This is a genomic window from Bacillus seohaeanensis (assembly GCF_042684945.1).
Lineage (GTDB): Bacteria > Bacillota > Bacilli > Bacillales > Bacillaceae_B > Rossellomorea > Rossellomorea seohaeanensis.
Map to the genome: position 1 here is coordinate 83661 of NZ_JBHUMF010000035.1, position 14499 is coordinate 98159.

A 14499-nucleotide genomic window follows, 5' to 3' on the forward strand; every position below is an offset into this window, starting at 1 on the left:
GACGGTCTTATATTTCACTAGATTACTAGTCAGTAGCGCTCTTGCATATACTGTGTTATTACTAGTAGACGTTTTAATAGCCTTGTATTAATCGGCCGATACACCTAATTTCCACGTCTTGATACTTAAGTCCAATAAAAATAAATCATCCGGATCAATAAGCGAGAGTCCTGTTAATGATTCTATTTTTCTCAGGCGATACAGCAAGGATTGCCTATGTAAATTCAATGACCTTGCTGTTTGACTTACATTTCCATGGAATTGGTTATACGCAATAAAGGTGCCGATCAAATCCATATTTCGTTGCTCATCATAGTGAACAAGTGGTTCAATTGTAGACATTATGATTTCTTTCATATCCTCATTTTGGGCAAGATTTAACAGTACACGGTCCACGCGTGTGTTCTCATACATCATACGAGAACCTGTTCCTTTTTTACGTCTCCCAATCGTTAAGGCGAGGTGTGCATGTTGATAACTTTCAGCAAACCCTTTAAAACCTTCACGATAGTTCCCGATTCCCCATGATACGATAACCTCAGGGAGCAAATTGCCTAAACGGCGTTCCACTAGGTCTAGAAAATGAGGAGTGGTTTCATTTTCATTTTTGCAAGGAATTTCAAAGAAAATAAGCAACTGATCTTCTTGATATGTCAGCATTACTTGCCGATTAAGAGATTTTGCTGCGTAAAAAACCTCTTCTTCAATATAGAGAAGCATGCTTTCAAACCAATGCTCATAGGAATCGTAATCTTGTTTTCGCTTCTGAAAAAGCACCTCTAGATTTTCTGGGAACCCTACAATGCAAACGTATGGAAGTTTTAAATTGTAGCCGAGTAATTTCGCCCTTGCATTTGCCTGATCATACGAAATAAACTCCCCTTTAGCAAGCTCTTGCACAAAATCACTACGAAGACGCATTTTCGTCTTTTCAATGGCATTTTTTTTGGAAAACCAAAGTGCTATTGTTGTTGCTGCATGCTCCAACACGTTCACTCGAAACTCGGTTAAATAAGAATCCATTGATGTGTTAGATGGTAACAGCACAAAGATATAGCCTTTTGCCTCACCTACAACTTGTAGCACCGGAATCTGCAGTATTGTCTGATCTTCTATTTCAACAATTTGAAACTTTTGAAACATCGGATCACGCGTTAGTAAAGTTGGTTGTTTTCGAGAAGGAAGGATGCCTTGCAGAACATAATTATTCCATTTTTCTACAAACATCTCGGTGTGGCAGCTTTTTTCCTGAATAGATCCTGATCGGTCGGTAATAATGATCGAACAGCCAATATGTCGTTGAATAAATTTCGAGATATGATTAAGATTGGTTTCTTTTAAAATTAACTTTAATAGCTCCTGCTGTACCTTCTCTGATTTCTTCCGTTCTTTATGCTGGATATCATTGATTTCTTTCATCACTTCTTCAATAATATTAGCGAAGCGAATTTCCCACGGGATAACAATGATCATGAAATCATGCTTTTCAGCTAAATCAATGACTTCTGTTGGAATATCGAATATATGCCTTCCTAAAGCGATCATAAGTGCTGTTGCTTCCGAGTCAATAATATCTTGTACAAACGTTTTTAATGCCTCAACATCATTATTGCATCCAATTGCAGTTGTTAATACAACCTCATTTTTACGAACAAAATTTTCCACTGGCATCTCCATTACAGATATCCATTGAATAATCCGTTCATTCGCAAAATCTTTCCCTGTTACGATCCTAGCATTTTTCATCATTTCGTACTTTAAAACATCCCCTATTGTTAGTACCATGCTGTTCCTCCCTGAACACCTGAGAATTAAAATAACTAGAAAAAATCGGTTACCACTAGTCCTTATGACAAAAGCCATTATTGTGCTAACTATCCCTCTTATAGTATAAATTCAGATAGTACGGAAAACTACCAATTATGGGAAAAATGTATAAATACCGCCTATTATACTATCCTACTTTCTACAGAGATACTGTTTCATCATTGGGTGGGAGGAAATCTTGAAATACGTTCATTTTTTAGTGTTTAAGATCGATACGTAGTATAGGATTCTTACCATTCTGATTGCTTCCCTTCGACCTAAAAAATGTTTTATTTTTTACATAACCTCACTATTTATTTTCAAAAGTATATTGTTGAATCAACGTAAGTAGTGTGGAAAGATCCACATTATGCCCACTTATAATCACCGCCATATCTCCATCTTGATGAGGGATCTTTTCTCCTAAAATGGCGGCTATTCCTGTTGCTGCGGCCCCCTCCATAATCATTCGGTGTTTATCCATCATATAGGCCATACTATACGCAATCTCTTCTTCCGGAATGAGCACCACGTCATCCATATATTGCTGAACCATTTTAAACGTGTATCTGTTATCAAGTCCGATTCCGCCTAGTAAACTATCAGCGAGTGTCTCACTTTCGTCTAACTTTACTGGTTTACCAGCTTTTAAACTTTCATACATAACAGCCGAATGCTCCATTGAGACTCCAGTTACCCTTAAATTAGGATCATTTGCTTTCAACGCCAAACCAATTCCAGAAAGAAGCCCACCACCTGAAAGCGGGACAATCACATCCGTTAGATTCGGAAGATCCTCCAACAATTCCAAACCAATTGTTCCTTGACCAGCAATAACATGCGGGTCATCAAATGGCTCAATGACCGTTACTCCCTTCTCTCTTTCCAACTCATAGCAACGCTCACCAGCAGCATCTTGACTATCCCCAACGATTTCAATTTGAGCTCCCAACCTTTTTAAGGAGTCCACTTTTGCTTTTGGCACTCGATTCGAAATACAGACAACCGCATCCATCCCAAGCTTATTGGCCACATACGCAACAGCCATCCCATGGTTTCCCGTCGAAAACGTCGCAACCCCACGCTTTTTTTCTTCATCACTCAAGCTCAGAATTTTATTAGCCGCCCCCCTTACCTTAAATGCACCAACCTCATGAACATTCTCTAGCTTTAAATAAACAGAACGCCCCACTTTTTCTGATAAAATAGCAGACTGAATCAATGGTGTTCTATTTACAATAGAAGCAATTTGTTTTCTCGCTTCCCAAATATGGCGGATGGTTATGTCTTTGGTATGTTTTATCATGTTTTCCCCTCCTTGAACTTGTTTGTGAACTTGTTTGTGAACTTGTTTGTGCCAGGAACAATGGTGGAGATCTGTTCCTGGCACAATTCAGTAAAATTGTTCCAGGTACACCTCTCGGAAACTCTACTTCAAAAAGAAAATAACAATAGAGCATATTCTTAAAATAAATACTAATTCCTTCTATAAGAGATATCAATTGCTCAAAGTGGCTATAAAATGAGGAGCTTTTCATACAATTTGTTCTATAGAATTCTTCAATTAAGGAGGGATTCAGATTGAGGGAGTCTTAGGAAATATTGGACATATTTATGAGCGCTAACTTTACACTTGTGGCCAATATTTAACAACAAAACTCTCTTTTCCAACTAAAAAAACACCTTGATGAATACAAATCTCAAGGTGCTTTTCTTGATAAGAAATTGATTACGATTTTGTATATAGAAAAATCTTAAAACGTCATATGTATGAAATCCATTGCTTTATCATCAAAAAGGTCATATATCTTATATCCATAGTAAACCACTTTTTGAAAGACCCACTTTAGTATATTTACTACTATTCTTCCAGCCCACATCAACATTCTTATAATAAAACCAAGTACACCAATTCGCCACAATACGGCGGCTATTAACAAAAAGAAAACACAACCTACGCCACTTTCGCCACCAATCATAGCCCCTATTATCAATAATATAACTGCCCCTACGATGTATAACATTGCTCCTCGCTCCTCCTGGGTAAAAAGTATGATTTTATTATAAATTAATACTTTCTATCAATCTATGTTTTTATTTCGAAGGGCCTAGTTGGTTGTTCCGTTCTCTCCCACACAGACATTGATGTATTTGGCATTAGGTCAACTCTGTCCTATAAAGTAGTTGCTAGCCCAAAGTTTTGTTAGTTTTCTAACAAACATTACTTTATTCATCATTGTCTTTTCTACTTCCTGTACCGAAAATATAAACTAACCAATTCCAAAAAGTAACTAGCACCACTAAAAAGAAGCCATCGCTCGACTCATTTCGTTTATCAAAATTTTATTATAAGCAGGATATCTAAACGAGCTCGGTCCAGTTACTTCTACCTCTCCTTTCCCCGCCTTATAATACGACCAGTTATGATGAGGAATAGAAAAAATAAAGTCGTCTTTCATTTTAAACACATACATTGAAACTTCACCGATTTCTTTTATTGGATGGGGAACTATCACTTCCAAACATGTACAATTTATCATCGCCTTATCACTTTTCATTATCATTATAAAATATCTCCCTTTCATTTTTATACAATTAAATAGATATTTTTAACTAGTCTTTAATATCTATAAAACTATATACCTTTATTTCTCACTTCCTAAACTCGCCCACAAAAAGTTTAAATTTGCAGTATTTTCTTCAAATAAATAGAAAGTTTATATTTCTTCTGACACAGGTATAAATAATTAGACAAATTTCGACTTTTTTCTTATTAGCTATTTACTTACAATGAAAATAAAACTATAGTCAAAATAAAGTATTTCTACTATTTCAATGGAGGAGTTTTTAAAGTGAGAATGAAAATTACTTGGGGAGTATTAGGACTCTTGCTTTTAACTAATAGTATCCATTTCTATACATTTAAAAAATTTGAAAACCAGACGGAATTTTTAAACCAAGAACTTATTCCACTTATCACCTACTCTGAACGGATGTTAACAGCTGTCATGGGCCTAGAAGAGGGAATTCGCGGCTATTTACTAGACCCGAAAACAACGTTATTAACTCCCGATTACACCAGAGGAGATAGGATTGATAGGAATGACGAAAAAATTACAAGCAGTATCGGAAACTTCCCTGAACTAAAGAAAGAATACAACACCACGCTACGTCCATTAATTGCAAATCTCCAAAATCGTTTTGCAGAATTAAGCGAAAATCCTACTTTAACAGAAGCGGAATGGTACAAAACAAGAGAGATGATGAATAATTATCGAACAGAACATAGAGAATGGACAGAAAGTATCCAAAAGGAATTAGACGCGGTCTCGTACGATATTAAAAGATCTGGAAGAGAATCATCCATTATGTTTGGAATTTCCCTTCTTATCTCGTTTGCCTACTTTATTATGATGATCATTTTTTATAACAACTCACAGCAAAAGGTTAATTCTCTTAGTAAATTAGTAAACAAAGACTTTTTAACAGGGTTAGGGAATCGCCGCTACCTGGATGAAAAAGTGAAACGACTTTTCAAAAAGAATCAGCCATTCGAGCTAATCTTATTTGACATTGACTTCTTCAAGCAATTCAATGACACCTATGGACATAAAAAAGGCGATTATTGTTTAAAAGTAATTTCAAAAGAAATCAAAAAAATGTGCAAGGATAAAGGCTATAGCGCTAGAGTTGGTGGGGAAGAATTCGCCATCATTCTTCCCTACTATTCAACGGAAGAGTCAAAGAAATTCGCAGAACAACTTAGAACGAATATACAACAATTAAACATCGAGCATAGCTATAGTCCATTTCAAACTGTGACAATTTCCATTGGAGTAACATCCGTTGCTCCACCCACAAAGGAAAAATTCGCCTATTACTATAACCTAGCCGACAAGGCACTATACAAAAGTAAAGAAACAGGAAGAAATAAAACTTCCGTATGGAACTGCTCAGAAGTCACTTCAGAAGTCCGTCTTTCCCCTATTTAACGCATCACCGTACTGAGGGACGGACCTTCTGCTGGTTTATTCAACGGTTTATTCAACAGGTGAATATTGGTGGATATTCACCTGTTGATATAACCTCAATATTCACCTGTTGAATTCCACAATACCGAAATGAGACTGACAAACAACCCCAAACAAAGGTCCGTCCCTCATCAATTTAACGCATTACCGTGTTGAGGGACGGACCTTTGTGATTCTAGTTATTTGTCCCCCCTCTCCCCTGTTACCACTCTAGTTTATTTTTTCATCAAATTTCGATATTTTCACGTTCCTTTGAATTAATTCGGAAGGCGAAATTTATCGATTCAAAATAATTCAGAGTCCATACCTCCTAGTAAATCAGGATTCACTGTAGTATTAGACCTACAATCAATATAATTCAGAATAATCATTCAATTTAACCTAATTTAGTCTATACTAAATATCACTAAATACTAGGAGGTAATATTTTGAAGAAAAGGATCATTGCGCCAATCATTCTCTCGTCTACTCTATTAGCAGGAACAATCCCATTTAGTAACGTTCTAGCAGTACAACCGGAGGAAAAAGTAATAGAAAATGTAACAAAAGAATGGAATAAAAAAGCAAATGTCCCTCTGTTTGTTAAAGAAAAACACGCAGAAAAGCGCACCTCTAGTAATGCGAGCGATGCCCTTAACTATTTAGAGGAAAACAAAGATAAACTAGAATTAAAGAATCCTAAAGCAAACTTAAAAACAAAAAGCACCAAAAAAGATGAACTAGGTATGACACATATTCGTTTTAATCAAACGAAAAATGGTGTACCTATTGAAGGTGCAGAAGTCATTGTACACTACAACAAAAATAATGAAATTGTTGCAACTAATGGGCACCAAAACAAAGAAATCCAAGAAAGTTCTCTTGATACAACCGCAAAAATAAGTAGCAAAAAAGCGCTGGAAGTCGCAAGGTCATCCGTAGATGCTCCTGCTCAACTTGACTATTTACCAACATCTGAGCTTGTTATCTATCCTTTTGACGATGAAAACCATCTAGCATATAAAGTAAATGTTAACTTCCTAGGTAATGAGCCTGGTAACTGGTTTGTTTTTGTCGATGCAAAAACTGGAGAGGTAATTGATCAGTACAACGCAATCATGCATGCAGATAAAATCAAAACACAAACAGGGGTTGGAACTGGTGTACTAGGGGAAACTAGGCATCTACATATCTCGAAAAACAAGCTTCCGCATTCCGGTACAACTTTTCAACTAGCCGACTATTCCCACGATGGTTTAGAAGGTATCTTCACTTATGATTACCCAACAGGAGAATTGTTTGAAGGTAATAGCGCTTCTTTTAAAGATGAATACGACAGGCCTGCAGTAGATGCTCATTTTAATTCTGAAAAAGTGTATGAGTACTACCTTGAAGAACACGGACGGAATTCACTAGATGATAAAGGCATGCCAATCATTTCACGTGTACATTATGGAACTAATTATAATAACGCCTTTTGGAACGGCTATCAAATGACATATGGTGATGGTGACGGCTCCTACATGGTCCCTCTTTCTGCAGGGCTTGATGTAGCTGCCCATGAAATGACACATGGCGTTATTACAAATTCTGCTGACTTAAACTATCGTTTCCAATCAGGTGCACTAAACGAATCATTTGCAGATATCTTTGGTGCCTTAATTGATGATGAAAACTGGGAGCTAGGTGAGGATATTATGGGTCCAGGAGCGAAAGCAGACGGTAGAGAATCATTGCGTAGCTTGAGTGATCCAAGCAAATATCCAGTAAAAGAAGACTATGTACCCTATGGAAATGGCGATGGAATGTACCCTTCTCACATGGACGAGTTTTATGACCTTCCACGTCATCTAGATAATGGTGGTGTTCATATCAACTCCTCTATCATCAACCATGCTGCCTATTTAACAGCACAAGATATTGGACGTGATGCACTTGGGCAAATTTACTACCGTGCGATGACTACCTACCTAACACCAACTTCTGATTTCAGTGATGCTCGCAAAGCAATCATCCAATCGGCTGTTGACCTTTATGGCGAAGGAAGTCCAGAAGTCGAAGCTGCTGCTGGTGGATTTGATCAAGTTGGGATTGTAGAATAGGAAATATCCTAAACAGAGGTCCGTCCCTCACTACCTCAACGTATCACCGCACTGAGGGACGGACCTTTAAAAAGGTTCCCTCCGGATTTATTCAACTATTGAATTCCACAGTCGGGTTCCACAATACCGACAGAAAACCGGTAAATAACCCCTAAGCAAAGGTCCGTCCCCCACCCCTTTAACGCATTACCTCACCGCGGGACGGACCTCCAAAAGAGACCTCTATTGACATAAAACTACTATTCTCCTATAATAAACATATAAACTCTATATTCCTTTTAAGGGGAGTAGCTTTTACAGCAAAGTCGTCATTACGGAGTGAATAGCTCTCGGCTTTGTTGGCAACTAGACGTTGTTAGCAAGACCTTACCAAATGGTAGAGGTCTTTTTTGTTATTTGGGCCTATACCAAAGATTGGTATAGGCCCTTTGTGGTTTTACGTTACTAAAGCAAAACTTCAATTAGTAGGGTTTACTACTCGTTAGCACGGGATAAAAGCAAAAATATACTTTAACAAGAGGAGGTACCTGTCTCATGAAAAGACATAAATTTTCTTTTAATCAATTAGTAGAAAAGAATAAGCAAGAAATTTTGAAAGATAAGTTTGAATTAGAAAAAATTGAAAAACAAATAGATAAGAGACACGAACAAGAAGAGTCACGAAAAAGAGTACAAGTTTAATAAGCAAAAACCCAACAAAATGGAGGCTATCACATGTTAAAAAAAATACTCGCTTCTCTTATGATTTTCACCTTGTTTCTTGCACCTGTCGGACATGTATTCGATCAGAACCCAACAGAGGTAAGTGCAAAATCTTATAAATCGGGGAAAAAGTCCTTTAACTCAAACAATAACAGCCCATCATTTTTCAAAAAGGATAATGACCAACAAGTAAATAAGCAAAAATCAACGAATAAATCGACGGCAACAAAGTCAAACAAGGGTGGTCTTTTCAAAGGTCTACTTGTCGGCGGATTAGCTGGTTTACTATTTGGTAGTCTACTAGGTAACCTTGGTGCATTAGGTTCTATTTTAGGGTTTATGATAAACGTTTTAGCCATCGTTGTGCTAATTTCCATTATCCGCAAAATATTCACTACCCTTAAAAAGAAGCGTAAGGAAGCTAACACATGGGAAAGATAAAAATTTCCGAGCAAGATATTATTAATGCTCTCTGTTTGTATATTGCAGACAAAAGGCAAGTTTCACCTCATGAAGTGGAAATTGAATTAATGTTTGATGATGACCATGGTTTCTCAGCAGAATCCCATGTTTTAGGTAGAAAGCAAGTTTTAATAACATTAAATATTATTGAAGCTATTCGCTTTTGGCTTGATACTGAAATGAACATTGATCCGTTTGCTGCGGGGATAGAGTTAGAACTTGATGATCATGAGGGGATTATTGCTTTTGTTGAATAAGTTAAGTCTATAACGGTATTTGTTAGCATAGACCCCTAAATGTCTAGCCATTACTTTCAATTAAACATTTAATTGAAAGTAATGGCTATTTTTATGCTCTTAGCAATAGTGTTCAAATTCCCATAAACAAGACTAGTTCGCATGTTTATTGCTTCTAAAAGCCCCTCCCTCACCACATAACTTCCTTGTAATCCCACGCATATACACAAGAAACCTCTCCATTATTTCCCTGCCACCCTAAAAACCTAACAATTTTCGACAAATTTCAAAAATAACCCTCACTTTATTATTCATTTTTGCTATAATTTATCAATATACCACATAAGTAATTTTAACTAGTCGTTTTTTACTAATTAATAATAGATAGGATGAGAAGATGAATATTAAAGAAATAATAGACTTAATAAACAAAAGTGTAAAAGAGCTTGATTTTGTAACAGCAAGGGTGTATATCGAACGGAACATGGATAGTTTAGTACCTCACAAAAATCGTTTAGAGGGTAATGCAAAGGATATACTTAATTTCCTATCAGAAAATTTACAATCTGATCAAAAACCACTGACTCGAAAAGATATGATAACAATAAATACGATCAACTCTTATGCTTATAAATTTAATGTAAAAGGCATTAAGCTAATTTTAAAAGATAACTCAAAATTGTTTTTACGAGAAGATATCATGAACTATTTAAATAGTGATGCAAAGATAATTCTAGAGGGTATGGGTGCTATAACTAAATCTGCGTAATATTTATGTGGGATTTTTATCGTTGTAGTAGGCTTCACATGACTAAAATATGCAGTTAACTATGCTGAATAAGTAATTACAAATAGGAGTAACTACCCCACAGGCCTTTACTAAGAAGGTGGGATGGCTACTCTTTTTGCTTTAATATAATGAAAATTATACTACAGTACTATTTACCTCATTAATTATCCCAGTATTTGGTTTATCTTTTGACAATTAAATGAGTAAAAACCCCATACTACAAAATACCTACCAGTCCTCCCTTTTTTAATCTTCAATATTATAGAGGGAGAAAAACTCCTCAATTAATCGACCATAATAAGCATCCCGTTAGCACACCAAAAAAGAGCAAAATACCCAGAAGTATATTCCGCTCCTAGCAAAGGTTATCACCTAAAAAAACCAAAACCTCCGATCGTGGGCATAAAGAACCCTTTCCTACGACCCCTTAAAAACTAAAAATAATAGAATATAATAATAACAGAGTAAATTTTCAATATTATGAAGAGTGAATGCTAGTTTTCATAGTAGTAAAGGAGGTAATATCCGACAGAAGAATTGAATATCGTAGTAGGAATTTTTAATGGATGTGGCAACATCTGCACAAAGTTTTACAGATGTAAATGAGCAGTAACAATGCAGTGGAATTCTCAATACATTAACTAGACTGGAGAGAATGCAATGAAAAAAAAGACTTGGAGCCGTACTTTTAACATTGGCTTAATTTTCATCCTAATGCTAAGCATCCTAGCTCCTATCCATCCAAATTCAGCAAAGGCTGCGGACGCAATCACGGTATCAGAAGCAATTGCGAATAATACAGGGACAGCTGCGGTGGAAGGTTATATTGTTGGTGTAACAAACTCCGGTCCTTCCTACACCCATAATGGACCATTTACTGTGGCTACAAATCTTGCCATTGCAGACAGTCCTGATGAAACGGACGCATCAAAGATTTTACCTGTTCAATTGCCAAAAAACGATATAAGAACAGAGCTTAATTTAGTAGATCACCCAGAAAACTTGGGGAAAAAGGTGCAAATTACTGGTTCTCTTGAGGCGTATTTCGGTGCACCTGGTTTGAAATCACCAAGTTCTTATGCCTTTGTTTCAGAAACAGATCCAACAAAAGTTCAACCTGTTACTGCAGCACCAGCAGCTGGTGCAGTAGCGTCTGGAACAGAAGTAACATTAGCTACGGCAACTCCAGATGCAAAAATTTTTTATACAACAGATGGCAGCGAGCCAACTTCAGCTAGTACGGAATATACTGGTCCAGTAACAATTGAAGAAGCCCAAACGATTAAAGCTGTTGCAACAGCAGATGGTCTTGATAATAGTGATGTACAGACATTTGACTATACGATTTTACAAGCTGAAACAATTTCAGAGGTTAGAAAAAAAGAAGTTGATTCAACAGTTATGACAACTGGGATTGTTACAGCAACACTAGGTAGCACTGTCTATATTCAAGACGACAACGCAGGAATCGTACTTTACGGTTATGATTTAGACGTAGAAAGAGGAGACAAGGTTCGTGCAAAAGGAACATTAACGGAATATAGTTCCTTATTAGAAATTAACGTGGAAGCTAGTGACGTGGAAGTAATAGAAAAGGTAAACGTCCCTTCCCCTCTCGTACTAAACGCTAGTGAATTAACAGAAGAAAAAGAAGGCATGCTTGTTACACTGGAAGAAGTAAGCATAGATTCTTTTGTAGGTGGCAATTATATTGCAAAAGATTCACAAGGGACAGAAATTCAAATTCGTCCTCAAGATGCCGCATTACTTTCTACAGGTGTTACCTATGAATCTATTACTGGTGTAGTAGGTGCTTATAATGATACGTATCAGTTAATCCCACGAGATGCCGCTGATATTATTCAGGATTCTAGTGTTGTTCAGACTCCGATTGCTACACCTGGAGCTGGATTAGTAAATAGTGGCGATGCAGTAACATTATCATCGCAAACAGACGGAGCAACTATCTATTACACAACGGATAATAGCGAACCAACAACAGCTAGCAATGTATACAGTGAACCAATTACTATTTCAGAGAACACAACCATTAAAGCGATTGCTGTAAAAAATGGCTTAACGAACAGTAAAGTAGCAGTATTCGAATACATTATCCAAGATGGAGACATTCGAATTCATGATATTCAAGGTGCTAAACACACTTCATTACTCGAAAATTCAAATGTAACAGGTGTAGAAGGAATTGTTACACATGTTGTGAATAACAGCGAATTTTATATGCAAGATTTACAACCAGATAATGATCCAAAAACATCTGAAGGCATACTCGTTTATAAGAGCTCTCATGGCGTTGAAGTTGGTGATGTCGTTGAGGTTACTGGAGAAGTAAAAGAGTATGTGATGGATGGCTATGGAGAACGATTTACAACAGACTTAACTTTTACAGAACTTAGTGCGTCAACGGTTACGACAACAGCAAGTGACCAAGAGCTACCTGCTCCTATCGTTATTGGAAAAGATCGTGCTCTTCCAACTGAAATTATTGACAATGATGGCTTTGCAACATTTGATCCAGACGAAGATGGAATTGACTTTTTTGAAAGTTTAGAAGGTATGCTTGTAGCGGTAGAAAATCCAAAGGTTGTTGCTCCTCCTAAATACGGAGAGGTAATCGTTGTTCCTGAAAATGTTGAGACAAACACTGATGCTGGCGGATTGAAGATATCGGAAACAGATTACAATCCAGAAAGAATTGCTATCGATATTGATGACGAATCGTTTGTAGCAAAAACGGGAGATCATTTTAACGGTTCTATCGCTGGAGTTGTCAGCTATAACTACAGCAACTACAAAGTGTTAACAGACAAAAATGAATTACCAGAACTCGTTAAGGGAGAAACAACTCGTGATACAACAACAATTTCAGCGGATTCTGGAAAACTAACAATTGCTTCCTATAACGTAGAAAACTTCTCATCAAAAACAGATGATGCCAAAGTGACGAAATTAGCGAAAGCAATTGTAGAAAGCTTAAAACAACCAGACATCATTGGATTAACAGAAATGCAAGATAACAACGGGGAGACAGATGACGGAACAACAGCGTCGGATGAAAGCTTCCAAACATTAATTGCTAAAATCAGCGAGCTTGGCGGACCAACTTATGCTTACACGGACATTGCTCCAGAGGATAAACAAGATGGTGGTGTACCAGGCGGAAACATTCGCGTTGGTTTCCTTTATAATAAAGACCGCGTCTCATTAGCAGAGGGAACAAAAGGTACTGCAACACAATCAGTTGGATTTGAAAATGGAAGCCTAACATTAAATCCAGGCCGTATCGATCCAACAAATCCAGCATTTAATGATAGCCGCAAACCACTTGCAGCACAATTTGAATTTAATGGTGAACCAATCATCGTTGTAGCGAATCATTTTAACTCAAAAGGTGGAGACCTTCCTTTATTCGGGAAAGTACAGCCTCCAGTCCTTGGTAGTGAAGAACAACGAATGGAAATTGCCACAATCGTAAATAACTTTGTAAAAGATATTAAAACAAAAGATCCTGATGCTAATATTGTGTTAACGGGAGACTTTAATGATTTTGTATTCTCTAATCCACTGAAAACTTTAAAAGGAAACGAATTAACAAACATGATTGAAAAAGTGCCGGCAACAGAGCGTTACTCTTATACGTATCAAGGAAACTCCCAAGTACTTGATCATATCTTAGTATCAAACAACCTTGCCGAATCAACAGCGGTCGACATCGTCCATATTAACTCCTCCTTTACTGAGGCAGAAGGACGTGCAAGTGACCATGATCCAGTCCTGATTCAAGTGGCATTAAAAAACAATGCACAACAACCGACACCAGCACCAGAAAACTTGAAAAAGTACACATTCAAAAACGTCAATTCAAATAAAATTAACGTAACCTCTAAGTATGCAGAAATAGACTTAGTGCAAAATGTAACATTAAGAAAAGGACTACATTTAATAGGTGCCCGATATGCCTCATTAAAGGGAAATGCACTTAAAGATGTGACAGTCTACATCAAACCAACGAAACCTAACGCCATCATCAACTTTAACGGGACAACCGTTGAAAACATCGTGATCGACGGCACAAATGTAAAAGAGATCCAAGGAGCAAAAAACATAAAAAATATTAAACTTAAAAAAGGTGCAAACCTAGAGGATATTACATTCTTCACTTCTGAAGGAGAGCTTATTAGCTCTTCTTCTTTTTTGATTTCTTCCCATTATCATGAACCTCTCTACTACTACCTTTTTCAAAACAAAAAGGAGCGAAGGATACCCCACTTCTCATGAAAAAACTTGAGAAGTGACAACACCAAATAAAGTTCACATTTCCGACACAATTAACACTACCCCACGGTGTCCCTTTCACCCTGCAATCCCTATAT

11 protein-coding genes are annotated in these 14499 nt (G+C 36.9%); 7 read left to right on the forward strand and 4 right to left on the reverse strand.

The window, feature by feature from the left end:
* Positions 1-87: 87 nt before the first annotated feature.
* The 4 genes from ACFSUL_RS20795 to ACFSUL_RS20810 all read right to left on the reverse strand — a co-directional run bounded on the left by ACFSUL_RS20795 (position 88) and on the right by ACFSUL_RS20810 (position 4370).
* Positions 88-1785 (reverse strand): PucR family transcriptional regulator, encoded by a 1698-nt coding sequence (locus tag ACFSUL_RS20795; protein ID WP_377938235.1) that lies wholly within the window; start codon positions 1783-1785, stop codon positions 88-90.
* 331 nt (positions 1786-2116) lie between these two features.
* Positions 2117-3112, reverse strand: coding sequence for a hydroxyectoine utilization dehydratase EutB (eutB, locus tag ACFSUL_RS20800; RefSeq protein WP_377938237.1), 996 nt, complete (start codon positions 3110-3112; stop codon positions 2117-2119).
* 448 nt (positions 3113-3560) lie between these two features.
* Complete coding sequence (locus tag ACFSUL_RS20805) at positions 3561-3830, reverse strand: hypothetical protein (protein WP_377938239.1); 270 nt, start codon at positions 3828-3830, stop codon at positions 3561-3563.
* Between the two features lie 276 nt (positions 3831-4106).
* Positions 4107-4370 (reverse strand): hypothetical protein, encoded by a 264-nt coding sequence (locus tag ACFSUL_RS20810; RefSeq protein ID WP_377938241.1) that lies wholly within the window; start codon positions 4368-4370, stop codon positions 4107-4109.
* Between the two features lie 294 nt (positions 4371-4664).
* Here ACFSUL_RS20810 and ACFSUL_RS20815 point away from each other — a divergent pair, with 294 nt between their 5' ends.
* The 7 genes from ACFSUL_RS20815 (at position 4665) to ACFSUL_RS20845 (ending at position 14404) form a co-directional block, all read left to right on the forward strand.
* Entirely contained in the window at positions 4665-5798 is a 1134-nt protein-coding gene (locus tag ACFSUL_RS20815) for a diguanylate cyclase (protein WP_377938348.1), read from the forward strand.
* A 467-nt stretch (positions 5799-6265) separates the two neighbouring features.
* On the forward strand, positions 6266-7918 hold the full coding sequence (locus ACFSUL_RS20820; RefSeq protein ID WP_377938243.1) for a M4 family metallopeptidase: 1653 nt from the start codon (positions 6266-6268) through the stop codon (positions 7916-7918).
* A gap of 534 nt (positions 7919-8452) precedes the next feature.
* Positions 8453-8599, forward strand: a complete 147-nt coding sequence (locus ACFSUL_RS20825; protein ID WP_377938245.1) for an FbpB family small basic protein — start codon at positions 8453-8455, stop codon at positions 8597-8599.
* 33 nt (positions 8600-8632) lie between these two features.
* Positions 8633-9061 (forward strand): hypothetical protein, encoded by a 429-nt coding sequence (locus ACFSUL_RS20830; RefSeq protein WP_377938247.1) that lies wholly within the window; start codon positions 8633-8635, stop codon positions 9059-9061.
* The gene (locus ACFSUL_RS20835; RefSeq protein ID WP_377938249.1) at positions 9049-9339 is read left to right on the forward strand and encodes a YxcD family protein; all 291 of its coding nucleotides are present in this window, start codon (positions 9049-9051) and stop codon (positions 9337-9339) included. Before ACFSUL_RS20830 ends, ACFSUL_RS20835 begins: the two co-directional genes overlap by 13 nt.
* Before the next feature lie 376 nt (positions 9340-9715).
* Positions 9716-10087 carry a hypothetical protein gene (locus ACFSUL_RS20840; protein WP_377938251.1) on the forward strand — a complete coding sequence of 124 codons (372 nt, stop codon included), beginning with the start codon at positions 9716-9718 and terminating at the stop codon, positions 10085-10087.
* Between the two features lie 681 nt (positions 10088-10768).
* The gene (locus ACFSUL_RS20845) at positions 10769-14404 is read left to right on the forward strand and encodes a chitobiase/beta-hexosaminidase C-terminal domain-containing protein (protein ID WP_377938253.1); all 3636 of its coding nucleotides are present in this window, start codon (positions 10769-10771) and stop codon (positions 14402-14404) included.
* Positions 14405-14499: the final 95 nt, after the last annotated feature.